Source organism: Macrococcus sp. S115, from assembly GCF_030067655.1.
Classification (GTDB): Bacteria; Bacillota; Bacilli; order Staphylococcales; family Staphylococcaceae; genus Macrococcoides; species Macrococcoides psychrotolerans.
This window is the reverse complement of sequence record NZ_JASJES010000001.1, coordinates 382,603-409,358: the sequence shown is the minus strand read 5'-3', so window position 1 is coordinate 409,358 and position 26,756 is coordinate 382,603. Positions and strand designations below refer to the sequence as shown.

The window sequence follows — 26,756 nt, the reverse complement described above, 5'->3', positions numbered from 1 at the left end:
TTTATTATAACATAACAAATTTCAACTTCTATATACGAACCGTAATATTTGTATTCTATTATAAAACATTTTATAATAGTGTTATAGTCAAAGAAGGTCAAACAGGGGTGAATGACATGAATATAGAACAGATGACATTTAATGTGCAGAGTGCGTTAGAGCAAGCACAGCACAAGGCAAGAGAAGATAAATTGCAGGCCATTGAAAGTGAGCATGTGCTATTACATTTTGCTGAAACAGCTGATAGTATGCTCGTTACAGTGTTCGAGCGTGCGCATCTGGACATCTCTGGATATAAAGCTTTATTACAAGAAGCGCTGGACAAGAAACCTCGAGTAGAGGGGGATGTGCAGTATGGCCAGTATATTGCTAGTAATATGAGCGAGTTGATGAGTCGGGCTCAGGCACTGATGACAGAAATGGAGGATCAGTATGTGTCAGCTGAACATATTATCCTAGCTGCCACAGAAGTTCATGAAATTACACGTAACTTTGTAGGGAATAAGAATGATGTTATTAAAGAAATCATAATGAATATAAGAGGGGGAAATCATGTGACAACACAAAATCCAGAAGTTCAGTATGAAGTATTGAAGAAATATGGACGCGATCTCGTTGAAGAGGTGCGTAACGGTAAGATGGATCCGGTGATTGGTCGTGATGATGAGATTCGCAATACGATTCGTATATTAAGCCGTAAAACAAAGAACAATCCGATATTAATCGGCGAACCGGGTGTCGGTAAGACAGCGATTGTTGAAGGTCTTGCACAGCGTATCGTGAAGCGTGATGTTCCAGACAGTCTATTAGACAAGACAATCTTTGAGCTTGATTTATCAGCACTTGTTGCAGGTGCGAAGTTCCGTGGTGAGTTTGAGGAACGTTTAAAAGCAGTACTTAAAGAAGTTAAGGAATCTGACGGTAAGATTCTATTGTTTATTGATGAGATTCACATGCTTGTTGGGGCTGGTAAAACAGATGGCGCAATGGATGCAGGGAACATGTTAAAACCGATGCTTGCGCGTGGTGAACTGCATTGTATCGGTGCCACAACATTAAATGAGTATCGTGAGTATATCGAGAAAGATTCGGCGCTTGAGCGTCGTTTCCAGAAAGTAAATGTTAAAGAGCCGGATTTAGAAGATACGATTTCAATACTACGTGGTTTAAAGGAACGTTATGAAGTACATCACGGTGTACGTATACAGGATAATGCACTCGTTGCCGCTGCTGAATTATCAGATCGTTACATTACAGATCGCTTTCTGCCTGATAAGGCGATTGATCTAGTCGATCAGGCTTGTGCAACAATACGTACGGAAATGGGCTCTAATCCGACAGAACTTGATGCGGTAAATCGCCGCGTGTTACAGTTAGAAATTGAAGAGAATGCATTGAAGCATGAAAGTGATGCGAAATCAGAAGCAAGACTGCATGAACTGCAAAGAGAGCTTGCAGATGAGAAAGAACGTCAGCAGATGTTAACTGCGAAAGTTGAGAAAGAAAAAGAACAGATCAGCGTTGTGCAGACTAAACGGGCAGAACTGGATGATTTTCGTAAGCAGCTGGAAGAAGCACAGAGCAACTATAACCTGGAAAAAGCATCAGAACTGCAATATGCGAAGATTCCGGCAGTAGAGAAAGAACTTGCTGAACTAGAAGCACAGCTGCACGAGGAAACGAAAGATACAGACCGTCTGATTCGTGAAGTAGTGACAGAAGAAGAAATTGGTTATATTGTGTCACAATGGACAGGTATTCCGGTGAATAAACTCGTAGAATCAGAGAAAGATAAATTATTACGTCTTTCTGATATTCTGCATGAGCGCGTCGTTGGGCAAGATGAAGCAGTTGACTTAGTATCTGATGCGGTCATTCGTGCGCGTGCAGGGATAAAAGATCCGAATCGTCCGATTGGTAGTTTCTTATTCTTAGGACCAACTGGTGTCGGTAAGACTGAACTTGCGAAAGCATTAGCAAGCACATTGTTTGATTCAGAGAAACATATGGTAAGAATCGATATGAGTGAATATATGGAGAAACATTCTGTGAGCAGATTAATCGGTGCACCTCCTGGTTATGTAGGGCATGAGGAAGGTGGTCAGCTGACTGAAGCAGTGCGCAGAAATCCATATACAGTTCTGTTACTCGATGAGATTGAAAAGGCGCATAGTGATGTATTTAACGTGCTGCTTCAATTACTTGATGAAGGTCGATTAACAGATTCACGTGGACGCAATGTTGACTTTAAGAATACGATTGTCATTATGACAAGTAACATTGGATCTCAATATCTGTTAGATGGCATCGACAATGGTGAAATAACGGAAGATGCAAGAAACAATGTTACAGCTGCACTTCATCAGTACTTTAAGCCTGAGATACTGAACCGTATGGATGATATCATTATGTTTAAACCATTATCCAGAAACGATATGACATTTATCGTCGATAAAATCGTTAACCAGCTGAACATGAGATTGATTAGTAACGGTGTACGCGTCCATTTAACAGACGCAGTGAAAACATGGATTGCTGATACAGCGTATGAACCACAGTTTGGTGCACGACCACTGAAACGTTTCGTTCAGAAGGAAATTGAGACGCCGCTTGCTAAATTACTGATAAAAGAAGATTACGCTGAAGGTACGGAAATTACTGTAGATAGAGTTGATGGTGAAGTCGTATTCAGATAACGCGATATAAAGAAAGTACCAGATGATTCATCATCTGGTACTTTCTTATGTCAATATTAATGCTCTTCGTGGTGGGGTATCGGTTCATTCGGAATAATATGTGCAATAATAATCGCAAGAATACCAAAGATGACGCCCATGATTGATGCAAATGGTAAGTTAAGATCCTGTCCGCCACCAAGACTCATTAAAACGAAATTAATCATTTGAACAAGAATGAAAGCCCACACAAATGTGAAAATATAATTCATAATATTTCTCCCCCAACTTTATTCTATATAGTTTATTATAAAAGAGTAGCATAAAAAAGTATACCTTATTTTAGAAAGGAAATATTATGAATTATAAAGTTATCTCCTTAGCAACGGTCTGCGTACTTATTGTCCTATGTATTTATTCTATTATTCCGAAACATCAGGAGATTAAAAGTATCGCATATTTATCCAAAGAATCAGTTCATGACCAGACATGGGGCACAGAAGGATATAAGGGTATATTAAATATTATCCAGACACACAACGCCAACTTTTTTGTTCAGGAGAATCTAAAGACCGATAAGGCGGTAATGGATACGATTCGTCAATTTGCTGAGCGCGATGTCAATATTATATACGGGCAAGGCTCTGAATTTGAAGCAGTGTTTAATCAGGCTGCAGTGAAGTATCCGAAGATGCATTTTGTCTTTTTGAATGGGGAGAGTCGTGCCAAAAATGTATCTTCATTAAATATAGAAGGATATGCGATGGGATTTTTCGGAGGAATGCTCGCGGCACATGAGTCTAAAACGAAGGTGCTTGGAATTGTCGGGGCATTTAAAGGACAGCCAGAGATAGATGGATTTATAGATGGCGCCCATTATGAAGAAAAATCTGTTAAAGTTAAAACAAAGTATATAAAGACATGGGGATATAATGGGGATGCACAAGCATGTACAATAAGGTTGATTGATAAGGAGCGTGCAGATGTGATCTATCCAGCAGCAGACGGGACAAATCGAGATGTAATGGAGATTGTTAAAGCACGTAATAAGAAGGCCATCGGGTATATTTCTGATCAAAGTTACTTAGGGGGCTTTGTTATCGGCAGTACGACGCAGAATATATCGAAATTATATTCAGATATTGCTGATGATTACTATGAACGGAGACTTAAAGGTGGAACCAAAAAATACGGAATGAATAACAACATCACTGATCTTGAGATATCGAAATCTGTAGATGAAGTGTATGTTAAGAAACTCAAATCGGATATACAGAGATTTAAAGTGACAGGCATTCTTCCGAATAAGAAACTACCCCCGACATATCAGGAGAGTGCGTATCTGATTAAAGCAAGCTAAAAAGCACTTCTTTATATTGAAGTGTTTTTTATTATGTGATAAATTAGTACCAGATACTAAAACTTGATATAAGTGGGTGCTGTAATGAATGCAGGGATTATAGGGATTGGAACATATGTACCTGAAACGATTATAGATAATCATTATTTTGAAAACTATCTCGAAACAACAGATGAATGGATTGTATCGCGTACAGGCATCAAGGAAAGAAGGTTTGCAGATCAAGACATGGATGTCAGTGATATGGCATATTATGCTGCGCTGCAGGCGATTGAAGATGCAGCGATTAAACCGGAAGACATTGATCTGATTCTTGTTGCAACATCAACAGGAGACCATCACTTTCCGTCGGTGGCCTGTCAGCTGCAGCATCGTTTAAAATTGAGCAAAGTGCCGGCAATGGATCAGCTTGCAGCATGTACGGGATTTATTTATTCCCTTATAACGGCACAGCAGTTCATCTTATCAGGAAATTACCGTAATATTCTTGTTGTAGGTGCAGATAAACTTTCGAAAATTACCAATATGGAGGACCGTAATACTGCAGTGCTCTTTGGTGATGGTGCAGGTGCAGTGATTGTCAGTCAGGTCAGTGATAATTATGGTATTCAGGCTTATAGCTGGGGAAGTGACGGTAGCGGTGCATTTCATCTCTATGATGATAAAGCATCCGGGTACCTAAAGATGAATGGGCGTGAAGTATTTAAGTTTGCGGTGCGTATTCTTGAAGAACAGTCACAACTTGTTATGGATAAGGCAGGACTTCATGCACAGGATATTGATATGCTGATTCCACATCAGGCGAACACGAGAATCATTGAATCAGCGAGAGAACGCCTCGGACTCTCCGCTTCACAAGTGAGTACAACGCTCGACAAGTATGGTAATACTTCAGCGGCAAGTATTCCATTATCTATTGCATATGAATGTCAAAACGGTAAAATAAAAAATGGAGATCAACTCATATTAACCGGATTTGGTGGTGGACTGACATTCGGCGCAATCGCATTGATATGGGGACAGGAGGAAAAAAGATGAGAAGAGTTGTAATAACAGGTATGGGTGCTTTGACACCTATCGGTAACGATGTACAGACAACATTTAACAATGCATTAAACGGTGTCAATGGTATCGATACGATTACGCGTATTGATACGAGTGATATGAATGTGAAAGTGGCTGGAGAACTGAAAGACTTCAATGTTGAAGACTATATAGATAAGAAAGAAGCCCGTAGAATGGATCGCTTTACACAGTATGCGGTTGTCGCAGCAAATGAAGCGCTTAAAGATTCTAAGCTGCAGATTGATGATGACAACAGCGATCGTGTTGGTGTCTGGATTGGTTCTGGAATTGGTGGGATGGAGACATTTGAGCTTGCACATACTGCGATGACAGAAAAGGGACCTAGACGTGTAAGCCCATTCTTCGTACCGATGCTGATACCTGACATGGCAGCAGGGCAGGTGTCAATTGCACTCGGTGCTAAAGGGCCGAATGGCTGTACAGTGACAGCATGTGCTACAGGAACAAACTCTATCGGTGACGCCATGCGTATTATACAGTACGGCGACGCAGATGTAATGTTTGCAGGAGGTGCTGAAGCACCGATTACACGTATGAGCTTAGCAGGATTCAGTGCGAATAAAGCATTAAGTACGAACGATGATCCACATACAGCATGCAGACCATTCCAGGAAGGACGCGATGGTTTCATTATGGGTGAAGGCGCAGGTGTCGTTGTCCTGGAAGAACTCGAGCACGCATTAGCACGTGGAGCACATATTTATGCAGAAGTCGTGGGCTACGGGAATAACGGTGATGCCCATCATATTACAGCACCCGCGCCAAACGGTGAAGGTGGCACACGTACGATGAACATGGCACTGAAAGACGCTGGAATAACACCGAGTGATGTGGGATACTTGAACGCCCATGGTACGAGTACACCCATTGGCGATTTATATGAGACGATGGCCATCAAAACAACATTCGGGGAATCAGCGAAAGATCTACTTGTGTCATCAACTAAATCGATGACAGGGCATCTACTCGGCGCAACAGGCGCTGTTGAGACGATTATTACAGCCCTCGCATTACAGACAGGCCAGATTCCTCCGACGATACATCAAGATACACCTGATGCGGAACTTGATCTAAATTATGTTCCGGAGAAAGCAGTGACAAAGGATATCGAATACGCCATGACAAACAGCCTTGGATTCGGTGGACATAATGCAGTACTAGTGTTGAAGAAATATTAATAAAAGCGTATGCAGCAATTGCTGCATACGCTTTTATAATATTAATAATAGAATGCTTAACGTTAGTAACAACGTAGATACAATAATTAATGGTGATGTAATTGGATATTTTTCACTTCTGATTGTAAGTGATTTATGTGAATCACTACTCTCGTCCATAGTAGATTTCACACTTTTAGGGGCCATTATATAATGGAATCTTCGAAATGAAAAGCCGATAATACTAAAGGCACCACCGGAATAAATCAAGAGAAGTAAACCAGCACACAAGCCTGTCATACCTATGATGAATAAAGCATTAATAAATGAAAAATGAAATATAAAAGTTAATAATAAAATAAAAAATAATTCAGTCAAAATTATATAAATAAACTTTTCCATATATTGTCCTCCTCTATATTAAATCTATTATATTAAAAAAATAAATATATCTAAATAATTATAACTATATATTATTATAAAAAAATATACTTAAATATGAGATAACGCGATGAACATTTGTTTATCTCATTATATTATGTTGTTTAAAGCCAGATAATTATTAAAAATCTTAAAATAGATATTGATATTTTGTATACATAAGTTTTATAATATAATTAATCTTCTGAAAATTTAGTTACTTTTAAAATTTAAATAATAATTGTACTACAAATATAGAAAAACAATTAAAAATATGTTGTAACTGTTTGAAAGAAGTATTTTATGGAGGAATGGGAGGCTTTTTCATGTTTAAGTATGCTTTAAAAAGATTATTCTACATGGTAATTACGTTATTTATTGTCGCTACAGCAACTTTCTTTCTTATGAAGTTAATGCCAGGGTCACCTTTTAACGATGAGAAATTATCTGCTGAACAAAAGCAAATTGTAAAAGAAAAATACGGGTTAAATGACCCATTACCAGTACAGTATGGTAACTACATTAAAAATGTTGCAACAGGTGATTTTGGAAATAGTTTCCAATATGATGGGAAAGAAGTATTAGATTTAATAATACCGAGATTGGGACCATCAGCGGAAATAGGTGCTTATGCTATGTTAATTGGTGTAACAATAGGTATCATACTAGGTATTATTGCAGCAGTTAAACAAAATACTTGGATTGATTATTTAGCAACTCTCTTTTCAGTAGTAGCTATATCTGTACCTTCATTTGTACTAGCAGTTTTACTTCAGTACTTTTTTGCTGTAAGAAATCCAATTTTTCCTGTTGCAGAATTTGATGGTCTAAAATATGCAGTATTGCCTTCTTTAGCACTTTCTGCAGGAGTAATTGCAACGATTGCACGTTATATTCGTTCAGAAATGATTGAAGTGTTAAGTTCTGATTATATAACTTTAGCTAAAGCAAAAGGAAATTCAACAATCAAAGTATTATTTGGTCATGCATTGAGAAATGCATTAATTCCAATTATTACTTTGATCGGACCAATGACTGTAGGTATATTAACAGGTGCATTAACCATTGAAACAATTTTTGCAATTCCCGGAATTGGAGATCAGTTCGTTAGGTCTATACAACAAAATGATTATCCTGTAATTATGGCATTAACTATTTTGTTTAGCTTTTTATTCATTACAGTGTTATTCATTGTTGATATTCTATATGGAATAATTGACCCGCGAATTCGAGTTCAAGGAGGAAAAGATTAATGACTCAAGAATATAATGAAAAATATATTAATCATGGCGATTTAAACCAATCATTACAAATACATCCTGGCTCATTTATACTTGCTGATAAAAATGAAATTAACGATGAAAAAATTGAAAGAGAATCAAGAACATTTTGGCAGGATGCATGGCTTCAGCTAAAAGCAAATAAAGGCGCTGTCTTAGGTTTGATAGGGTTAGTTTTGTTAACATTAATGGCACTTATAGGTCCGTTGATTAGTGGACATACATATAGAGAACAACATAAAGGTCATGAAAATCTTGCGCCCAGAATTGAAATCTTAAAAGATGTTAAATTCTTACCTTTTACAGGTGAAGATAAGGATGGGTATAACAAATACGAAGAAAATAATATAAAAGACAGTTATTGGTTTGGAACAGATAGGTTAGGAAGAGATATTTTTACTCGAGTGTGGAAGGGAACACAAGTCTCTCTATTAATAGGTATAATTGCAGCATTGTTAGATGTAGTGATAGGAATTACTTACGGGTCTGTTTCTGGATTTTTTGGTGGTGCAACTGATACTTTTATGCAACGTATTATTGAAATTATTGCATCTATTCCAAACTTAATTATTATGATTTTATTTGTAATTATCTTTGATGCGAGTATGTTAACAATTGTATTAGCAATGAGTCTGACAGGATGGATAGGTATGAGTCGAATTGTCCGAGGCCAATTTTTGAAGCTTAAAAATCAAGAGTTTGTTATGGCATCTAGAACACTCGGTGCTTCAAATTCGAGTCTAATTTTTAAACATATATTACCTAATACTTTAGGCCCAATTATTGTAACAGCTATGTTCTCTGTTCCGAGTGCTATATTTTTTGAAGCATTCTTAAGTTTCATAGGGTTAGGTATTCCAGCTCCGAATGCTTCATTGGGATCACTTGTAAACGATGGACGAAAAATGTTATTAATTGAGCCGTATCAAATGTTTGTACCTTCAATGATACTTAGTTTACTAATCTTATGTTTTTACTTATTTGGTGATGGTGTTCGCGATGCTTTTGATCCAAAAATGCGTAAATAAAGGAGGAAATGAAAATGGCAGAAAGAATTTTAGAAGTTAAGAATTTAAAAGTTTCCTTCGATATTAAGGCGGGGGAAGTTCAAGCAGTACGTGGTGTTGATTTTTATCTGGATAAAGCGGAAACACTTGCAATTGTAGGAGAGTCGGGTTCAGGGAAATCGGTTACTACAAAAGCATTGATGAGATTATTACCGACACCTCCAAGTCGTATTAAAGAAGGTCAAATTTTATTTGACGGAAAAGATTTAACGAAATTGAGTGAAAAAGAAATGCAAAAGGTGCGCGGAAAAGATATTTCTATGATTTTCCAGGATCCTATGACAAGTTTAAATCCAACAATGAAGATTGGTAAACAAGTGATGGAGCCATTGATTAAACATCAGAAATTATCTAGAGTTGATGCGAAATCAAGAGCTTTAGATATATTAAGACTTGTTGGTTTACCTAACCCTGAAGGTAGATTTAACAATTATCCACATCAGTTCTCTGGTGGGCAACGTCAACGTATAGTAATTGCAACAGCATTAGCATGTGATCCTAAAATATTAATTGCAGATGAACCTACCACTGCTTTAGATGTTACAATTCAAGCACAAATTCTTGAATTAATGAAAGACTTACAAAAGAAAATTGATACATCAATAATATTTATTACACATGATTTAGGAGTAGTCGCTAACGTAGCTGATCGTGTGGCAGTAATGTATGGAGGGCAAATTGTTGAAACAGGAACTGTTGATGAAGTTTTCTATAATCCAAAACATCCATATACATGGGGATTATTGTCATCAATGCCGAGTTTAGATACTGATGGTGAAACAGAGCTAAAAGCGATACCAGGTACACCACCTGATTTAATTAAACCACCTATTGGTGATGCATTTGCTCGACGTTCAGAATACGCACTTCAAATTGACTTTGAACAAGAGGCACCATGGTATCAAGTGTCTGAAACACATTTTGTGAAATCATGGTTAATGGATCCGAATGCACCTAAAGTTGAACCACCTGAAATGGTAAAACAAATGATGCGTCCAATATCAAGTGATTTTGATAAACCTATTCGCGTTGAGGGGGTTAGCTTTTAATGGTGAGTAAAATAATTCATAATCATTCAACAAATGAGAATGTACACTTTAAAGAACATATGGATGAGAACAAAAAAAATTTACCAAAACAAATAACGTCACAAGGATTATATGGTGATGGAAAAGAAAAACTTATTGAAGTTAAGAATTTGAAACAATATTTCAATGTTGGTAAACCTAATGAAGTACGTGCAATTGATGATATTTCGTTTGATATTTATAAAGGTGAAACTTTAGGTCTTGTAGGAGAGTCTGGATGTGGTAAATCAACTACAGGACGTACTTTAATTAAGTTATATAATGCAACAGGCGGCGAAGTAATTTTTGATGGAATTGATATTCAATCAATTAAGAAAAAGAAAGACTTATTAAAATTTAATCGTCGTATGCAAATGATATTTCAGGATCCTTATGCATCCTTAAATCCAAGATTAAAAGTAATGGATATAATTGCAGAAGGAATAGATATCCATAAATTGGCTAAAAATAAAGAAGAACGTGCTGATCGTGTGTATGAATTATTAGAAACAGTAGGATTAAACAAAGAACATGCGAACCGTTATCCACATGAGTTTTCAGGTGGTCAAAGACAACGTATAGGCATTGCCCGTGCACTAGCAGTAGAACCTGAATTTATTATCGCAGATGAACCTATTTCAGCTCTTGATGTTTCAATCCAAGCACAAGTTGTAAATTTAATGCAGAAACTACAACGAGAACGTGGCATCACTTTTCTGTTTATTGCCCATGATTTATCCATGGTTAAATATATTTCAGATCGAATTGGTGTTATGTATTTTGGCAAGCTTGTTGAAGTAGGTCCAGCTGATTCACTTTACAATAATCCTATGCATGAATATACTAAATCGTTATTGTCGGCAATTCCATTACCAGATCCCGAGTCAGAGAGAACAAGAGTCAGAAGAACATACAATCCGGAAGTTCATGCATATTCTCCAGAAGATAAGCTTGAATTGCGTGAAGTCGCCCCCGATCATTATGTTTATTGTTCTATTGAAGAACTTGAAAAATATAAGAAAAATTACAAATTATAGAGAAATATTAATAAGGAAGATGATTTTGATATTTCTTTAATAATCAAAGTTAAAGAGATATTCAAAAAATTATAGATATATATAATCAAAGGTATTGATTATCTGAAACTATTAAAATATAATTAATTACAAATCTTCTGAATATTTGCGCAGATGATTTAAAAAAAGTTGGGGGGATATATAAATGAAAAAAAGTTTTTCTTATTTACTTGTACTAATAATTACATTATCTGGATTTTTAGCAGCTTGTTCTGGAGGCAACAAATCAGATGATAAAAATGCTCAAGTATTAAACTTACAAGAAGGTTCAGATATACCAACACTTGACTCTTCATTAGCAACAGACGCTGTTGCATTCAATGTATTCTTTCAAGTAATGGAAGGACTTTATACATTAGATAAAAATGATAAAGCGATTCCTGCAGTTGCTGAAGGAAAACCCGAAAAGTCAAAAGATGGAAAAACATGGACGATTAAATTACGTAAAGACGCAAAATGGTCAAATGGAGATCCTGTAACAGCAAAAGACTTTGTTTTTGCTTGGAGAAGAACATTAGATCCTAAAACAGCATCTGAATATTCATACATTATGATGGATCTAAAAAATGCACAAGAAGTTAATACTGGAAAAATGAAACCAGAGGAACTAGGTGTTAAAGCTATAGATGATAATACTTTAGAAATTCAGTTAAATGACAATGTTCCTTATTTTGAAGAATTATTAACATTTGGAGTATTCCTACCTCAAAATGAGAAGTTTGTTAAAGAACAAGGTGATAAGTATGGTACTACAAAAGAAACTACTTTATTCAACGGTCCTTTCGTTTTAAATGATTGGCAAACTGAAAAATCATTTAAGTTAACACCTAATAAAAAATATTGGGATAAAGATAAAGTAAAACTTAAAGAAGTAAACTACAAAATCATTAAAGATCAAAATACTGCATTAAACTTATTTAATACTGGAAAATTAGATCGTGTAACATTACCAGCGGAGCAAGTTGATAAATATAAAGATGATCCTAAATTATCGACAGAATTACAGTCAACTACATTTTTTATCCGCATGAATCAAGAGAATAAAGATTTGGCTAACAAAGACTTAAGATTAGCGATTGCAAAATCAATTGATAAACAAGCGTATGTTGATACTTTACTTAAAAATGGTTCAAAACCTTTAGATACAAATACACCTAAAGAATTTGTTGAAAAAGACGGCAAAGATTTTACTGATTCATTAAAGAATAAATTATCTTATAATAAAGAAGAAGCTAAAGCACATTTCGAAAAAGCTAAAAAAGCTTTAGGTAAAGATTCGTTTACATTTGAATATTTAACTTATGATCAAGAAGAGTCGAAAACTGCTGGTGAGTATATCAAAGAACAATTAGAGAACAACTTACCTGGATTAAAAATAAATATTAAGCAGCAACCATTTAAACAGAAACTTCAATTAGAATCGAAAATGAAATATGATTTATCATTTGCTGGTTGGGGTCCTGACTATCCAGACCCAATGACGTTTGTTGACTTATATGTTACAGATGGAGGCCATAACCAAACAGGTTGGTCAAATAAAGAATTTGATCAAAAGGTTCAAGATGCAAAAGGTCCATTATTAGATGATATTGATAAACGATGGACAACGATGGTTGAAGCAGAAGATATTGTATTAGAAGAAGCTGTAATTGCCCCTATTTATCAACGTGGAGCTGCTCGATTAGTACAACCTCACGTTAAAAACTTTATAATTCACAAATTTGGAGCTGACACTTCATTAAAAGAAGTTTATATCGAAAAGAAAAAATAATTGACGATTTAGCAGTGGAAAATTCCGCTGCTATTTTTTATAAAAACATAAATATCAATATAATATAAAAAAACAAAAATTCTGAAAATAACGTTGACAGAATTGTCTGAAATCAATATAATTTATTTAAGCTAATAATTTATATCGGAATTCGTACATTATTCATTGGGTTTTCCATTATATGAATATAATATTTATTCATATAATGGAAAATCTAACACGATAAGTATAGATTCCAACTTTAATTCAAATATGGGGGGTATAACATGAAGAGAAAGTTTAAGTTTTTCAGTATTTTAATGCTTGCATTAGTTTTAGTACTTGCTGCATGTGGTGGCGGTAAGAAGAATGAAGACACAGGTAAGACAGGTGCAAAAAGTGGTAAAACAGAAAAAAGTGACGCTAAAGGCGGGACTTTAAATGTAGGGCTGAGTGCACCACCAGAAGGTAACTTCCAGTCTATCTTTGCAGGAAGTACGGGAGATTCAGAAGTTATTAGTTATTTCAATGATGGATTAGTAGATTATAACGATGAACTAGAAATGAAGCCTAAAATTCTTTCGTGGAAAGATAAAGGTGACGGTAAAACTTATGAATTCAAAGTTAAAAAAGGGATTAAATGGCAAGATGGTAATGAATTTACAATCAATGACTGGATCTTCACTTTAGAAACTTTAGCGGATAAAGATTACGATGGTCCTCGTTATACTGGTGTGGAAGATATTAAAGGTGCTAAAGAAAAGCACGATGGCAAAGCCGATACTGTATCAGGTATCAAGAAAATTGATGACTATACAGCAGAAGTCACTTTTGATAAGAAGAAAGTAAATAATTTATTAAATTTATGGACAGGCGCTCCAATCAGTGAGAAAGTCTTTAAAGATATTCCAGTAAAGGATATGGGGAAATCACCAGAAGTTCGTAAAAATCCAATCGGTATTGGACCTTTCAAAGTTAAAAAGATTGTTGACGGTGAGTCTGTTGAATTTGAAAAGTTCAAAGACTACTGGCAAGGTGAACCAAAAATCGATAAGGTTAACCTACGTGTAATTGAACAGACTTCATTAACCCAAGCATTAGAAAGTGGAGAAGTAGATATGGCTTCTGTTACTGCACCAATTGCTAAAGAGGTTAAAGAATCTGGAGATGAAAAACTTAAAGTTTTAGAATCACCTTCAACAAGCTACATGATTCTTGGATTTGTATTAAATGATTATGATAAAAAGACGATGAAAATCGGAAAAGAACGTCCGAAGTACCAAGATGTAAGATTACGTAAAGCGATGGCGCATGCAATTAATCGTGATGAATGGATTAAAGCATTCTTATATGGTTATGGAGAAAAAACGAATAGTTTAATTCCATCTAATCACTGGGTAGCAGCGGATAAAGATAAGTTAGAAGATTATAAATATGATACAAAAGAAGCAGAAAAATTACTGGATGAAGCAGGATATAAAGATAAAGATGGAGATGGCTTCCGTGAGGATCCTCAAGGTAAACCATTCGAAGTTAACTTGAAACATTATGCAGGATCTAATCCGACATTCGAACCACGAACTGCAGCTTTAAAAGGTTACTGGGAAAAAGTTGGTTTAAAAACAAAAGTTCAAATGGTTGAATTTGGTAAGTTTGGTACAGATTTAGAGAATGCTGATAAAGACATGGAAGTGTATTTCAGAAGTTGGTCTCAAGGCGCTGATCCAGACCCATCAGGACTATATCGTTCAGATGCACTTTGGAATGAGTCTCGTTATAATAATCCAGAAGCTGATAAGTTATTAGATGATGCATTAGACTTTGACAAAGTTGGAACAGATAAAGAAAAACGTAAAGACTTATACGTGAAATGGCAACAATTAATGAACAAAGAATTACCAGTTATTCCTATGGCGGAATTAGTAGATACTACGGTAGTTAATGATCGAGTTAAAAACTTTGAAGTATCACTTAAAGGTACAAATCCATCTTATGAATGGGCTGTAGAAGACAAGAAATAATAAAAAAACCTCGATCCTTATCGAGGTTTTTTTTAAGAAAGAAAGAATGAAGGTGGGAGAATATGAGTGATAGAAGAATTATAGAGGTTAATGATCTAGAGGTTGGATTCGATATCAAAGGTAAGTTCTACAATGCGGTCGATGGCGTATCATTTAGTATAGATCGTGGCGAAGTGATGGGCATCGTTGGTGAATCAGGATGTGGGAAATCTGTGCTTAGTATGTCACTTATGAAACTACTCCCTGAGAAAATTTCTAGAATATCTGGAGGAGAAGTTATATATAAGGGTGAGCATATTGAAAAGAAAACCGAAGAAGAAATCAACAAATTTCGTGGCAAAGAAATTTCGATGATCTTCCAGGAGCCGATGACTTCCTTAAATCCAGTTTTCACAATTGGAAATCAGCTGATTGAAATGATTCAATTACATTTAAAGTTAAATAAACAGCAAGCACGAGAACGTGCAATAGAATTATTAAGACAAGTTGGAATCCCTCGTGCCGACAAGATTGTTGATGAATACCCCCATCAGCTATCAGGTGGCATGCGTCAGCGTGTTATGATTGCGCTTGCTATATCATGTATGCCAAGCTTACTCATTGCTGATGAACCAACCACAGCTTTAGACGTAACTGTTCAAGCTCAAATTCTAGAATTACTGAAAGATGTTCAGACAAAGACGGATATGTCAATTATCTTTATTTCTCATGATTTAGGCGTAATTTCAGAAGTATGTGATACTGTTGCTGTGATGTATGCCGGACGTATAATTGAAAAGGCAACGGTTGCTGAAGTATTTAAAAACCCAAAGCATCCATATACTCAGCTACTACTTAAATCGATTCCGAAATTAGATGAAGAAGTAGAGCGTCTTGAAACGATTAAGGGCATTGTACCTTCCATCACGGAATTAAGATCTGAAGGATGTCGTTTTGCAGAGAGATGTCCATTTGCAATGGATCATTGTTATACAACTACACCAGGGGCGTCGGAGTTTGAAACAGGACATGTAGCATACTGTCATCTATATACTGACGCTAAGGAGGTTGTGAAGTAATGGAGAAAAAAACGATATTAGAAGTTAAAAATTTGAAACAGTATTATCCAATCAAAGGCGGTTTCTTTAAACGCACAGTAGGTCACGTAAAAGCTGTTGATGGTATATCTTTCAAGATATTTGAAGGAGAGACAATGGGTCTTGTCGGTGAGTCAGGTTGTGGTAAGTCAACAGCAGGTCGTACAATATTAAGGTTGCAAGATGCAACAGATGGGACAATCGACTTTCTCGGACAAGATATTACACAGCTCAAAGGTAAAGAATTAAGAGAAGTGCGAAAAGGATTTCAGATGGTCTTTCAGGATCCCTATGCATCACTAAATCCTATGCAGATGGTTGGAGATATTGTTGGTGAACCTATAAGAAATTATTACGGAAAAAAGATGGATGAAATTGAGGATGAGGTTAAGGATCTGCTCAATCGTGTAGGTTTAAATGAAGATGCTTATTACCGCTATGCTCATGAATTTTCTGGTGGACAGCGTCAAAGGATAGGAATTGCACGTGCACTTGCATTAAAACCTAAACTCATCATAGCAGATGAACCTGTTAGTGCCTTGGACGTATCCGTACAATCACAAGTATTGAATATTATGGATGATTTACAGAAAGAGTTTAATCTAAGCTATTTATTTATTGCTCATGACTTAAGTGTAGTGAAACACGTTAGTGATTATATTGGTGTTATGTATCTTGGACACCTTGTAGAACAAGGGCCAGCAGATGAAGTATACAATAATCCACAGCATCCGTATACGAAAGCACTCATTTCAGCAATACCGGAGATCGATCCTGAAAAGCGTAAAGAGCGTATTATATTAAAAGGTGATCTCCCTTCACCTGCTGATCCACCATCGGGATGTCCGTTCCACACAAGATGTCCTGTAGCAAAAGCAGAGTGTAAGACGATTAAGCCGAGAAGTGTTCAATTAAGTGAAAGACATTATGCTTCTTGCATCTTACTAGAGGAAGGGAGTGCTATAGATGGTTCAGTTAATCATTAAGCGTCTACTATTAATGATTCCGTTATTATTTTTAACATCAATTGTTATATTTGGAATTTCAAAGCTTCAACCAGGAGATGCATTTACTGGGATGGGTGATCCTAAAAATGCTAAATCTGAATACATCGAAGCACAGCGTGAAAAGCTTGGGCTAAATGATCCGATTCATGTACAATATATGAAATGGGGTAAGAACGTAATTAAGGGAGACTTAGGTGATTCTATTCGTTATAAGCGACCAGTTATTGATTTAATAAAAGAAAGAATGCCGAATACAATACTGTTAGGTGTGGTTACTTTAATTATTACATATCTTGCAGCATTTCCATTAGGTATCATTTCTGGACGTAAGCCTTATACGTTTATAGATTATGCGGTTCAATTCTTTAATTATCTCATGCTTGCTGTACCATCATTTGTAGCTGGTGTGTTTGCAATTTATATCTTTGCGTTCAAATTAGGGTGGTTCCCATTTTCAGGATCGGTAGCAATCGGGCTTGAAGATGGTTCATTACAATATTATTTAAGTAAGCTATACCATGCAATACTACCAGGAACAATATTGGGGATTCTGTCTACAGCAAGCTATGTTCAGTTTCTACGTAATGATATCATTGAAAATTCACGTAAGGATTATACAAGAACAGCACGTGCAAAAGGATTATCTAAGTCAAAGATTTATAATAAACATATCTTAAGAAACTCGATAATTCCAATCGTTACTTTCTTTGGAGCAGATGTATTGTCAATCTTTGGTGGGGCAGTTATCACTGAAACAATCTTCTCTTATCCGGGTATCGGAAAATTACTCGTAGATTCAATCAGTGGTAAAGATTATCCTCTGATGATGGCGTTATTACTATTCTTCTCTTTCTTAGGGTTACTTGCGAACTTAATCTCAGATATCGCATACAGCATTGTTGACCCAAGAATTAAGAGTAACTAGGAGGATGACTATGAATACAGTAAAAACTGAAACAGTAAACGTAAAACCTAAAAAAGTAGCCAAGTCACCTCTGCAAATTGCACGTGCAAAATTTATGAAAAATAAACTTGCGATGGGCGCATTGATAACTTTACTATCAATCTTTATTATTTCATTGTTATCGCCCCTTATCGCCCCATATGATCCGAATCTTCAGAACTTAGTACTTATTAAAGGTGATATGAGTCCGGAGCACTGGTTAGGAACAGATGCCGGTGGACGTGATATATTAAGCCGATTATTATACTCAGGACGCGTGTCATTAATCTTTGGACTGGTAACAACAGTAGGGTTACTCCTTATTGGTATATTGATTGGAATGATCTCGGGATACTACGGTGGATGGGTAGATACGATACTCATGCGTTTCACTGAGTTCGTAATGTTATTCCCGTTCCTACCATTCGCTATCGTATTAAACGCAACATTCAGCGATAAGATTAAAAACCCATACGGTTCAGCAATGATCTTAGCAGCAGTATTAATCGCGCTGTCGTGGGTCGGAATTGCAAGGCTCGTACGTGGTAAAGTGATGCAGGAGAAAGAAAATGAATATTTTTTAGCCGCAAAATCAATCGGAACACCAACATATAAGATTTTATTCAAACACCTATTCCCGAACATCTTAAGCGTTATTATCGTACAGGCAACATTATTATTCGCAGTACAGATTGTAGCAGAAGCAGGATTGAGTTTCTTAGGATTCGGTATCGATAAAGCTACACCGACATGGGGGAATATGTTATCAGATGCGCAAGAAGGGGATATCCTGCGTGGGAAACCATGGATCTGGATGCCACCAGCGATTGCGATTACAGTAACAATCCTTTGTATTAACTTCATCGGTGAAGGTATTAAAGATGCAATGAACCCTAAATCAAATCGATAGAGGTGATAATATGACAGAACATCACGATGACAGAGAAATTCGTTATGATGAAGACGAACTGATTACAGAACAGGAAGTGTCTGAAGAAGAAATCACAGAACGAAAGATCGAAATTGAAGAAGAAATCATTGAACATGATCGTAAGTTGATTTAGGAGTGAGGATATGAAAGTAGATATTACTGGAAATCATGACATTATTTCAAATCCATTACTTGTGCCGTCTGTTATTCAGATAATTGCACTTAAAAATGCATTGGTTACAGGTATAGGACTATTACAAAATCATGAAAAACAAGATGATAGAATTTCAATAGATTTACATCATGATGGAGAAGTTGAAGAGACCACTCTATTGGAATTTAAAACTCAACTTGAGCAGATGCTCATAAGTTATTTCAAGTTTGCAAAATTTGAAGTAATAGTTGAAGTACTTTGAAAATAAGCGACTGATAACATAATCAGTCGCTTATTTTTATAAGGAGGTTTATATGGAAGATTTAAGGTTAAGATTTTTCAAAAATAATAAACTGGTACAAATTCCAAAGAAAGAAAAAGATAAAATATTATTGTTCGATTGGTTTGTCACTCTGTTTAATCATACTAAAACGTATTCAGAAAAAGAAATCAATGAAATAATCAAAGCATACTACGATGATTATGCAATAATCAGAAGGTACATGGTAGATTACGGATATTTGAAACGAACAGATGATGGGAAGTGCTATGAAAGGGTGAAGTGAGGTGGACGGTCTTTTTAAAGAAAATAAGAAGCTTTTAATCATTACTTTTATTTTTACTTTAATAACTGCACTGCTGACAGTATCTGTACCATTACTGCTTACAACTGTATTTGGTGAGAATTATAATATCAATAAAAGCACGCTTTGGTTAGTCATCATTTTCATGTTCATAACATACGTCATTCAAATTGTCATGGTGTATATTAGAGAGCATTTTGCCTATTCGTTTAATGTAAGCCATACGCATAAATTGTATCGACTGATGCATAAAATGAACTATGATGATCTACTTCAAAAAGAACCGACATATCTTATTGACCGATTTGCTATGATTGTAAACAGTTTCTATATGTTTATCGCAAATAGCATTACCAGTTTAATGAGCAATATTATTATTTTGCTTGTATGCCTTGCGATTGTACTGAAAATTAATTTATGGCTTGCAGTCATATTGTTTATACTGATTCCTATCAACTACTTTGGATATAAACTGATCAATAAAAAATTGATGGAAAAAAGTAAGGTTATGCAGCAGCAGACATCTACAGGGTATAAAGAAATCATTGGTGTATTTAATAATGTTGATATGATTAAACAAGCGAAATATGAACGTATAGAAAATTTAATCAGACCTTCTGTTCATCGTATATTTCATTCGATGAAAGAAGTAAATAAATTCGCGCAAAGCACGAGTTTAATGATTAAGTTATTAAACAGCTTTATTCAGAATATGATGTATTTTGTACTCGCTTATTTTATCTATACAGGACAGACTGAAGTAAGTGCGCTTGTTATTGTGAGTATCGTATTACCGATATACTTTGTATCATTACAAGCATTTACAAGTATCAACTTAGAATATCGTGATATGCAGGTGTCCAATGAATTTATTACAGATGAAATTTTGCCTGTAGTTGAAAAAGAAGGACATAAAAGCATTGATGGAATTGATAAAATAACAATTAAAGATGCAACTGTTAAAATTGGCGATCGTATCTTTCAATACCATGTGGACGAGACATTTAACAAAGGTGATATCGTCTTTGTTACAGGCACGTCAGGAAGTGGGAAGAGTACATTGATGAAGAGCTTATTAAAGTATAGAACAAGTTCAGGCGTAATGATTAATGAACAAAGTGTCAATGAACTTAATAATCAAAATTTACGTGAACATATTTATTATCTTTCTCAGGATAGTTCCATATTACCGATATCAATCAAGCATAATATCGCATTCGGGAAAGATGAAAGTGCGATTGACTGGGATATGATGAGCGGTCTGGATGTATTACAGTCAGTATTAACACATCATAATTTAGATGAAGTTATCTATGAAAAAGGTACGAACTTCTCAGGTGGAGAAAAGCAGCGTATTATGATTTCACGACTATTCCATGAACAGGTAGACTGTGTCATTTTAGATGAGGTGACAAGTAACATTGATAAAGCCTCACAGCAGATGATTCTGGAATCAGTGTTAAAGTATTGTAATGACAAAATTGTATTTATAATCTCTCATGATCCGGAGGTCGAACGATTTACAAATAGAACGTTAAAGGTGGGGTGACGAAGTGCTTGCACTGGAAGTTCAAAATTTAAGTAAAGTATTTAAAAATAAGAATGATGTTGTAAATGCGGTAGATAATGTGTCTTTTAGTATTCAAAAAGGAAAGATAACTTGTCTGCTCGGTGAAAATGGTGCTGGGAAGTCTACATTAATTAAATGCCTTGTAGATTTGATTATTCCGGATAGGGGAACGATTCATTACCATATTGGTAATGATCCATTATCTCAGATAGGATGTATTCTAGAAGGAGAACGAAACGTTTATTATTATTTAACGGTGTACGATAATTTGTTCTATTTTGGCAAGTTAAATAAATTAAGACGTAATCAATTGAATCATCGAATTGATGAAGTGCTTGAGGTATTAGATTTATCGCATAAGAAATTTACTTATGTAGCAGAATTATCGAGAGGGATGCAACAAAAAGTTGCGTTAGCAATAGTTATGATTCGCGATCCTGAGCTCCTTATACTTGATGAACCTACACTTGGCTTAGATGTGCAATCTACAAATAGTTTGATGGAATACTTATTGAAGTTAACGAATGCAGGAAAGACCATCATCTTAACGACACATCAAATGGACGTTGCCGAACAGCTCGCTGATCAAATCATCTTATATAAGGATGGTCGTATTATAAAAGACATATCTAAACAGGAATTATTTGCTTCATTTCAAAATGAATCTTATGTAAATATCGTTACTGATAAGAAAGTAACAGGATATATAAGCGAAGATATGATCTATCGAATAGATATGAATATATTATCGAAATTTATACAGAAAGCAAATGAACAAAATATTCAAATCAAAGAAATCACGACCGAGAGACAAGATTTGAAATCGATATTTGTACAAGTGATAGGTGAGTATGATGATTGATATACTATATGCAGAATTTATCAAGTTTAAAGGAATGTTCAAGCGATATTATGTGGATTCTATTGCTGAAATTATTTCATATTTGATATTATTTTCTGGTCTTACTTATGCAGTAGTGACAAGGGATAGTGGGAATAGCAATATTGTTGCACAGTTATTGATAGGAATATTTGTATGGTATATCGGTATCAATGCAATCGCAATATTTACTTTTATATTACAAGAGGAGATGCAGCTGGGAACTCTTGAACAAATTTTTCTGACCAAGACAAATTTAAATTTAATGCTGCTTGGTCGAGCAATTGCAACGTTTATTTTTGATGCAATTGGAGGCATAATACTGTCATCGGGAACATTATTGTTTATCTTTATCTTCTCACCTGATTTAGTTAAAGGACACTTTAATCTTATACCGTTACTCAATCCATTAATGATACTTATATTAATATTGACGATGTTAGGAATATATGGGTTTTCATTTTTGTTAGCTGGTCTATCCATTATTTTTAAAAGAATATCTGCGATTACTGTTATTTTGAATTATATATTTTTATTTTTTACGGGTGTATTAGTTAGTGGCAATAATTTACCGTTCGTATTAGATATTTTTTCAAAATGTTTACCGATAACATGGGGTATTATTAATATCAATGCTATATTTGATGGAACTGTTTCAATAGGTGAGATAATAATGCTCATTATTAATTCGTTTGTATATTTTGTAATTGGTGTGATAGTGTTTAATCGTTTGTCATATTATGCAAGAAAGAAAGGATCACTCAATCAATATTGAGATGCACGTATGCATGATGGATGGTGCTTAATGGTAAGATTCTGCATTTACTAGAGTATGTTTGATCACAACTACTCGGAAACGCCCAAATACTCATCTGTTTGTGCACAAAATGCCCAAACACTAACCTATATGGGCACAACACTATGAAAACGCCTGAACCATCACCGGTTCAGGCGTTCTTAATTGAACTTTAACTTACCTTCTCTTTCTTCCGAGTCCCATTGCGTTTTCCATTTTCTTTAACATCTTGAATGATTTCTTACGTGCTTTCTCAGCACCTTCGTCTAATATTCTGTCTAATTCCTCAGAGTTCATATAATACTCATATTTCTCCTGGAATGGCGTAATAAATTCAACCATGACGTCAGCAAGATCGGATTTAAAGTCGCCATATCCTTTGCCTTCATACATTGCTTCAAGTTCGGCGATTGTCTTACCGGTAAATATTGAATAGATGCTGAGTAGATTCGAGATACCTGGCTTATTTTCCTTATCATATTTCACAATTCCGTCAGAGTCTGTTACTGCTGATTTAATTTTCTTAGCGACAGTATTTGGCGGGTCTAGTAATGAGATGAATCCTTTCGTGTTGCTGTCAGATTTACTCATTTTCTTCGTCGGTTCCTGTAAGCTCATAATTCTGCCACCGACTTTAGGCATGCGTATCTCAGGGATTGTGAAGATGTCGTTATAACGTGCGTTGAAGCGTTCTGCTAAGTCGCGTGTTAATTCCAGATGTTGCTTCTGATCTTCACCAACGGGTACGATGTTCGTTCCATATAAAAGAATGTCTGCCGCCATTAGTGGTGGATATGTGAGTAATCCTGCAGGTATGCCTTCTTTACGGTCTTTCGCTTTATCTTTGTATTGTGTCATACGTTCTAATTCGCCGATTGATGAGATAGTAGTCAGCATCCATCCAGCCTGAGCATGTGCCGGGACTTCTGACTGAATGAAGAGTGTCACTTTTTCTGGGTCGAGTCCACTTGCTAGGTAAAGGGCTGCGAGTGAGCGGATGTTCTTGCGTAGTGCCGCTTTGTCCTGTGGTACTGTGATAGCATGCTGATCAACGATGCAGAAATAGCAGTCGTACTCATCTTGTATCTCTGTAAATTGCTTCAATGCGCCGATATAGTTACCAATTGTCGGAACCCCGCTCGGCTGTATACCTGAGAATAATGTTTCCATTTGATTAACTCCTTTGATTAAGTTTCTTCTATATTATTATTCATTGTACTATAAAATATACATTATCGAAATATGACGATTGTGAAACTTTATGAAAACGTATTGTTATTATTGTTTGATGGGTGTATAGTGTAAGAGTAAATATTAAAAGTTTTATTTAGGTTCTTGCTTAAGATATAAATAAGGCAAAAATGTGAATTATCTGAAAGTAATATAAAATCTTTTTAAAATATTAGAGAATTCTCATTTAATTTTAATGTTTACGTATTATAATGACATTATCAGGTTAGGAAAGACAAATAGTTTAAAGATTTGTCAAATCATATGTTTAACGTCCCGGTATTCGGGTATATAGGTAGAGTACACACCTCGTATGAAAGAACTAACCGATAAATCTAAACAATTAGGAGAGTGAGATGTATGGTAACATTATTTACTTCACCAAGTTGCACATCTTGCCGTAAAGCGAAAGCATGGTTACAAGAACATGACATTCCGTATACGGAGCGTAATATTTTTTCAGAAAACTTATCAATTGATGAGATTAAAGCGATTTTAAGAATGACAGAAGATGGTACAGATGAAATTATCTCTACACGTTCTAAGACATTCCAGAAATTAAATGTAGATATCGATTCATTACCATTACAAGATTTATACGATATTATTCAGAAGAATCCTGGATTACTTCGTCGTCCGATTATTTTAGATGAGAAACGTCTTCAAGTTGGATACAACGAAGATGAAATCAGAAGATTCTTGCCACGTAAGGTTCGTACATTCCAATTATTAGAAGCACAACGTATGGTAGAATAATATTGATATAAAGAGAGGTGCCTGCATTTTGCAGGTACCTCTTTTTATAAACAGTTTTATTGTAGGAAATCTTTTCTTCGTGTACAATGATATTACCATTCATACATAGGATTGGAGGAATGACTCATGAGAATAGAGCGAGTGAATGAATCAACTTTAAAATTTTATTTGACATATACTGATATTGAAGCGCGTGGTTTCAAGCGTGATGATCTGTGGACGAGCCGCAAGAAAGGTGAGGAATTCTTCTGGTCTGTGATGGAAGAGGTTAATGAGGAAGAGGATTTCTTTTTCGATGGTCCGTTATGGATACAAGTCCATGCCTTTGATAAAGGAATTGAGGTTGTTGTAACAAAATCTAAGAATGATGATCTGCAGTTACCAGAAGATGACAGTGACTTAAATATAGATGAGAAAGTGAATGATTTTATTAATAATTCAATGCACAACGATTCTGAACTACGTGATTTACTCAAGCGTGCGTCAGAAGAATCGACAGAACAGTTCTTTATTGTACACTTTGATGATCTGGAAGATTTGATTCAATTTAGTTATCATAATTATGAAGATGTAGACATTGAAGACTTATTGTATATGTATGAAGGTAAGTATTATTACTATGTAGAGTTCGATGACCATATGTCAGAAGATGCGATTCATAGTTATATTGCACATATGCTGGAATATGCGGATGAGACACAAATCTCTCATGAACAGCTTGATGAATACGGTAAGATTGTGATGAGTCACAATGTAAAGCGTCAAGTAAAGCAGTATTTTAAACAGTAATCTTTACAAAATCTTATAGAATCAAAACAGCACTTTCTGATATATATCATCAGGAGGTGCTGTTTTTTGATTCAGGCGATGAATAGCAACGGAGAATTAGTACAAGCACAGTTTGCAGCTCGTAATCAACATTATTATTGCCCGGTATGCCACCAGAAGGTTGTGCTGAGAAGAGGAGAGATGAAGATTCCTCATTTCTCGCATATTTCAACACATGATTGTTTCAGTAACGTCTACCGTAAAGAATCGCTCAGTCATCTGCAAGGGAAGTATATGCTTTACCGCATGTTCGGGGCACATCAATCATCTCTTGAATACTTTATCAGTGAGATTGAGCAGATTCCTGATATTATGCTGAACGAAGGGGTTGCATTAGAACTTCAGCTATCAGTAATTCCTGCGCGAATAGTTGCAAGCAGGACAGCAGGCTATCAGTCGCTCGGCATGAAAGTGTGCTGGATTACCGATTATCGTTCGCTTAAGATAGAGGAAGATATACTCATATTGAATTATTTTCAGCAGTCATTGATCTATTATCCGTCACATACTTTGTTTGTACTGGACATTGCAGATGAGACACTTTATGCCCTGAAGATTCAGCAAGTAGTGGGGCGTTTTAAATATAAGGTGCAGCGGTTTACAGTGCAATCAAAGGAAGAGCTCTTCCATCATATGATACACTCACTACTGAAATCGGCACATAAGGTGATGAACGATAGAGACGTGCAGCAGTATATTAGAAACTGCGTTGCGAGACGTTCTGTATTAGAACCGACATTAAGTGCACTCTATCAGCTGAATATTCACAAGGACAATATACCTTTACACTATCGCATCATTCTGCCTGAGCAGATACTGTTGAATGCGCATCCAATCTATTGGCAGCTGGAACTGGAACGCATGGTTCATCATGATGCGTTTACATTAGAGGCATTCAGTTCGGTATTGAATATTCATCCTGCAGCACAGTATTATGGTCATGAACTTTCTTTATGCACACACATTTTACAAGAATATTATCGGATATCGAAGCAAATACGTGCAATTTCTGCGAAAAAATGAGAAAATTAAGATAAATTTA

Annotated in this window: 26 protein-coding genes; 23 read left to right on the top strand and 3 right to left on the bottom strand. The window is 35.7% G+C overall.

The window, feature by feature from the left end; translation table 11 throughout:
* Positions 1-116 precede the first annotated feature (116 nt).
* Complete coding sequence (clpB, locus tag QNJ52_RS02030; RefSeq protein WP_219494243.1) at positions 117-2,696, top strand: ATP-dependent chaperone ClpB; 2,580 nt, start codon at positions 117-119, stop codon at positions 2,694-2,696.
* Between the two features lie 56 nt (positions 2,697-2,752).
* Here clpB and QNJ52_RS02025 read toward each other — a convergent pair whose 3' ends face one another.
* Positions 2,753-2,947, bottom strand: a complete 195-nt coding sequence (locus tag QNJ52_RS02025) for a DUF2929 family protein (RefSeq protein WP_120786550.1) — start codon at positions 2,945-2,947, stop codon at positions 2,753-2,755.
* Positions 2,948-3,033: 86 nt separating this feature from the next.
* On the opposite strand from QNJ52_RS02025, the gene QNJ52_RS02020 reads away from it, so the two are divergent.
* The 3 genes from QNJ52_RS02020 (at position 3,034) to fabF (ending at position 6,299) form a co-directional block, all read left to right on the top strand.
* Positions 3,034-4,035 (top strand): BMP family ABC transporter substrate-binding protein, encoded by a 1,002-nt coding sequence (locus QNJ52_RS02020; RefSeq protein ID WP_283721756.1) that lies wholly within the window; start codon positions 3,034-3,036, stop codon positions 4,033-4,035.
* A gap of 84 nt (positions 4,036-4,119) precedes the next feature.
* Positions 4,120-5,073 (top strand): beta-ketoacyl-ACP synthase III, encoded by a 954-nt coding sequence (locus tag QNJ52_RS02015; RefSeq protein ID WP_101141909.1) that lies wholly within the window; start codon positions 4,120-4,122, stop codon positions 5,071-5,073.
* Positions 5,049-6,299: a beta-ketoacyl-ACP synthase II gene (gene fabF, locus QNJ52_RS02010; protein ID WP_481817287.1), complete on the top strand. Its 1,251-nt coding sequence runs from the start codon at positions 5,049-5,051 to the stop codon at positions 6,297-6,299. Before QNJ52_RS02015 ends, fabF begins: the two co-directional genes overlap by 25 nt.
* Positions 6,300-6,332: 33 nt before the next feature.
* Here the strand turns inward: fabF and QNJ52_RS02005 are convergent, their stop codons facing one another.
* On the bottom strand, positions 6,333-6,680 hold the full coding sequence (locus QNJ52_RS02005) for a DUF3899 domain-containing protein (RefSeq protein ID WP_219494250.1): 348 nt from the start codon (positions 6,678-6,680) through the stop codon (positions 6,333-6,335).
* A gap of 344 nt (positions 6,681-7,024) precedes the next feature.
* On the opposite strand from QNJ52_RS02005, the gene opp3b reads away from it, so the two are divergent.
* From opp3b to QNJ52_RS01925, 16 genes are all read left to right on the top strand, one after another.
* A complete protein-coding gene (gene opp3b / locus QNJ52_RS02000; protein ID WP_219494252.1) occupies positions 7,025-7,951 on the top strand; it encodes an oligopeptide ABC transporter permease in 927 nt (308 codons plus the stop codon).
* Entirely contained in the window at positions 7,951-9,006 is a 1,056-nt protein-coding gene (gene opp3C / locus QNJ52_RS01995) for an oligopeptide ABC transporter permease (protein ID WP_219494254.1), read from the top strand. The genes opp3b and opp3C overlap by 1 nt, the downstream gene beginning before the upstream one ends.
* A 14-nt stretch (positions 9,007-9,020) precedes the next feature.
* Positions 9,021-10,094, top strand: coding sequence for an ABC transporter ATP-binding protein (locus tag QNJ52_RS01990; protein ID WP_283721752.1), 1,074 nt, complete (start codon positions 9,021-9,023; stop codon positions 10,092-10,094).
* The gene (locus tag QNJ52_RS01985) at positions 10,094-11,149 is read left to right on the top strand and encodes an ABC transporter ATP-binding protein (protein ID WP_283721751.1); all 1,056 of its coding nucleotides are present in this window, start codon (positions 10,094-10,096) and stop codon (positions 11,147-11,149) included. The genes QNJ52_RS01990 and QNJ52_RS01985 overlap by 1 nt, the downstream gene beginning before the upstream one ends.
* A gap of 184 nt (positions 11,150-11,333) precedes the next feature.
* The gene (locus tag QNJ52_RS01980) at positions 11,334-12,959 is read left to right on the top strand and encodes a peptide ABC transporter substrate-binding protein (RefSeq protein ID WP_219494258.1); all 1,626 of its coding nucleotides are present in this window, start codon (positions 11,334-11,336) and stop codon (positions 12,957-12,959) included.
* Between the two features lie 266 nt (positions 12,960-13,225).
* A complete protein-coding gene (gene opp4A / locus QNJ52_RS01975) occupies positions 13,226-14,959 on the top strand; it encodes an oligopeptide ABC transporter substrate-binding protein (RefSeq protein ID WP_283721749.1) in 1,734 nt (577 codons plus the stop codon).
* Positions 14,960-15,021: 62 nt separating this feature from the next.
* Positions 15,022-16,017 carry an ABC transporter ATP-binding protein gene (locus tag QNJ52_RS01970; protein WP_283721748.1) on the top strand — a complete coding sequence of 332 codons (996 nt, stop codon included), beginning with the start codon at positions 15,022-15,024 and terminating at the stop codon, positions 16,015-16,017.
* Entirely contained in the window at positions 16,017-17,021 is a 1,005-nt protein-coding gene (locus tag QNJ52_RS01965; protein WP_283721747.1) for an ABC transporter ATP-binding protein, read from the top strand. Before QNJ52_RS01970 ends, QNJ52_RS01965 begins: the two co-directional genes overlap by 1 nt.
* Positions 17,002-17,967, top strand: a complete 966-nt coding sequence (gene opp4B / locus QNJ52_RS01960; protein ID WP_219494265.1) for an oligopeptide ABC transporter permease — start codon at positions 17,002-17,004, stop codon at positions 17,965-17,967. The genes QNJ52_RS01965 and opp4B overlap by 20 nt, the downstream gene beginning before the upstream one ends.
* Before the next feature lie 10 nt (positions 17,968-17,977).
* Positions 17,978-18,895 carry an oligopeptide ABC transporter permease gene (gene opp4C / locus QNJ52_RS01955; protein WP_241427489.1) on the top strand — a complete coding sequence of 306 codons (918 nt, stop codon included), beginning with the start codon at positions 17,978-17,980 and terminating at the stop codon, positions 18,893-18,895.
* A gap of 10 nt (positions 18,896-18,905) precedes the next feature.
* Positions 18,906-19,049 (top strand): hypothetical protein, encoded by a 144-nt coding sequence (locus QNJ52_RS01950; RefSeq protein ID WP_157891043.1) that lies wholly within the window; start codon positions 18,906-18,908, stop codon positions 19,047-19,049.
* A gap of 10 nt (positions 19,050-19,059) precedes the next feature.
* Positions 19,060-19,332, top strand: coding sequence for a hypothetical protein (locus QNJ52_RS01945; protein ID WP_219494268.1), 273 nt, complete (start codon positions 19,060-19,062; stop codon positions 19,330-19,332).
* Positions 19,333-19,384: 52 nt separating this feature from the next.
* Positions 19,385-19,636: a DUF2087 domain-containing protein gene (locus QNJ52_RS01940; RefSeq protein WP_219494270.1), complete on the top strand. Its 252-nt coding sequence runs from the start codon at positions 19,385-19,387 to the stop codon at positions 19,634-19,636.
* Between the two features lies 1 nt (position 19,637).
* The gene (locus QNJ52_RS01935) at positions 19,638-21,203 is read left to right on the top strand and encodes an ATP-binding cassette domain-containing protein (protein ID WP_283721745.1); all 1,566 of its coding nucleotides are present in this window, start codon (positions 19,638-19,640) and stop codon (positions 21,201-21,203) included.
* Between the two features lie 4 nt (positions 21,204-21,207).
* Entirely contained in the window at positions 21,208-22,086 is an 879-nt protein-coding gene (locus QNJ52_RS01930; RefSeq protein WP_283721744.1) for an ABC transporter ATP-binding protein, read from the top strand.
* Entirely contained in the window at positions 22,079-22,879 is an 801-nt protein-coding gene (locus QNJ52_RS01925; protein ID WP_219494816.1) for an ABC transporter permease, read from the top strand. The genes QNJ52_RS01930 and QNJ52_RS01925 overlap by 8 nt, the downstream gene beginning before the upstream one ends.
* 198 nt (positions 22,880-23,077) lie before the next feature.
* On the opposite strand, the gene trpS is transcribed toward QNJ52_RS01925, so the two are convergent.
* On the bottom strand, positions 23,078-24,070 hold the full coding sequence (gene trpS, locus QNJ52_RS01920) for a tryptophan--tRNA ligase (protein WP_219494274.1): 993 nt from the start codon (positions 24,068-24,070) through the stop codon (positions 23,078-23,080).
* Between the two features lie 420 nt (positions 24,071-24,490).
* Here trpS and spxA point away from each other — a divergent pair, with 420 nt between their 5' ends.
* The 3 genes from spxA (at position 24,491) to QNJ52_RS01905 (ending at position 26,737) form a co-directional block, all read left to right on the top strand.
* Positions 24,491-24,886, top strand: a complete 396-nt coding sequence (spxA, locus tag QNJ52_RS01915) for a transcriptional regulator SpxA (RefSeq protein WP_219494276.1) — start codon at positions 24,491-24,493, stop codon at positions 24,884-24,886.
* 126 nt (positions 24,887-25,012) lie between these two features.
* A complete protein-coding gene (mecA, locus tag QNJ52_RS01910) occupies positions 25,013-25,675 on the top strand; it encodes an adaptor protein MecA (protein ID WP_219494277.1) in 663 nt (220 codons plus the stop codon).
* A 66-nt stretch (positions 25,676-25,741) separates the two neighbouring features.
* Entirely contained in the window at positions 25,742-26,737 is a 996-nt protein-coding gene (locus QNJ52_RS01905) for a competence protein CoiA (protein ID WP_283721743.1), read from the top strand.
* Positions 26,738-26,756: the final 19 nt, after the last annotated feature.

Excerpts from the sequence above, each read along its gene's own strand:
- clpB (WP_219494243.1), top strand. The coding sequence starts at position 117 with ATGAATATAGAACAGATGACATTTAATGTGCAGAGTGCGTTAGAGCAA.
- QNJ52_RS02025 (WP_120786550.1), bottom strand. The coding sequence starts at position 2,947 with ATGAATTATATTTTCACATTTGTGTGGGCTTTCATTCTTGTTCAAATG.
- QNJ52_RS02020 (WP_283721756.1), top strand. The coding sequence starts at position 3,034 with ATGAATTATAAAGTTATCTCCTTAGCAACGGTCTGCGTACTTATTGTC.
- QNJ52_RS02015 (WP_101141909.1), top strand. The coding sequence starts at position 4,120 with ATGAATGCAGGGATTATAGGGATTGGAACATATGTACCTGAAACGATT.
- fabF (WP_481817287.1), top strand. The coding sequence starts at position 5,049 with ATGGGGACAGGAGGAAAAAAGATGAGAAGAGTTGTAATAACAGGTATG.
- QNJ52_RS02005 (WP_219494250.1), bottom strand. The coding sequence starts at position 6,680 with ATGGAAAAGTTTATTTATATAATTTTGACTGAATTATTTTTTATTTTA.
- opp3b (WP_219494252.1), top strand. The coding sequence starts at position 7,025 with ATGTTTAAGTATGCTTTAAAAAGATTATTCTACATGGTAATTACGTTA.
- opp3C (WP_219494254.1), top strand. The coding sequence starts at position 7,951 with ATGACTCAAGAATATAATGAAAAATATATTAATCATGGCGATTTAAAC.
- QNJ52_RS01990 (WP_283721752.1), top strand. The coding sequence starts at position 9,021 with ATGGCAGAAAGAATTTTAGAAGTTAAGAATTTAAAAGTTTCCTTCGAT.
- QNJ52_RS01985 (WP_283721751.1), top strand. The coding sequence starts at position 10,094 with ATGGTGAGTAAAATAATTCATAATCATTCAACAAATGAGAATGTACAC.
- QNJ52_RS01980 (WP_219494258.1), top strand. The coding sequence starts at position 11,334 with ATGAAAAAAAGTTTTTCTTATTTACTTGTACTAATAATTACATTATCT.
- opp4A (WP_283721749.1), top strand. The coding sequence starts at position 13,226 with ATGAAGAGAAAGTTTAAGTTTTTCAGTATTTTAATGCTTGCATTAGTT.
- QNJ52_RS01970 (WP_283721748.1), top strand. The coding sequence starts at position 15,022 with ATGAGTGATAGAAGAATTATAGAGGTTAATGATCTAGAGGTTGGATTC.
- QNJ52_RS01965 (WP_283721747.1), top strand. The coding sequence starts at position 16,017 with ATGGAGAAAAAAACGATATTAGAAGTTAAAAATTTGAAACAGTATTAT.
- opp4B (WP_219494265.1), top strand. The coding sequence starts at position 17,002 with ATGGTTCAGTTAATCATTAAGCGTCTACTATTAATGATTCCGTTATTA.
- opp4C (WP_241427489.1), top strand. The coding sequence starts at position 17,978 with ATGAATACAGTAAAAACTGAAACAGTAAACGTAAAACCTAAAAAAGTA.
- QNJ52_RS01950 (WP_157891043.1), top strand. The coding sequence starts at position 18,906 with ATGACAGAACATCACGATGACAGAGAAATTCGTTATGATGAAGACGAA.
- QNJ52_RS01945 (WP_219494268.1), top strand. The coding sequence starts at position 19,060 with ATGAAAGTAGATATTACTGGAAATCATGACATTATTTCAAATCCATTA.
- QNJ52_RS01940 (WP_219494270.1), top strand. The coding sequence starts at position 19,385 with ATGGAAGATTTAAGGTTAAGATTTTTCAAAAATAATAAACTGGTACAA.
- QNJ52_RS01925 (WP_219494816.1), top strand. The coding sequence starts at position 22,079 with ATGATTGATATACTATATGCAGAATTTATCAAGTTTAAAGGAATGTTC.
- trpS (WP_219494274.1), bottom strand. The coding sequence starts at position 24,070 with ATGGAAACATTATTCTCAGGTATACAGCCGAGCGGGGTTCCGACAATT.
- spxA (WP_219494276.1), top strand. The coding sequence starts at position 24,491 with ATGGTAACATTATTTACTTCACCAAGTTGCACATCTTGCCGTAAAGCG.
- mecA (WP_219494277.1), top strand. The coding sequence starts at position 25,013 with ATGAGAATAGAGCGAGTGAATGAATCAACTTTAAAATTTTATTTGACA.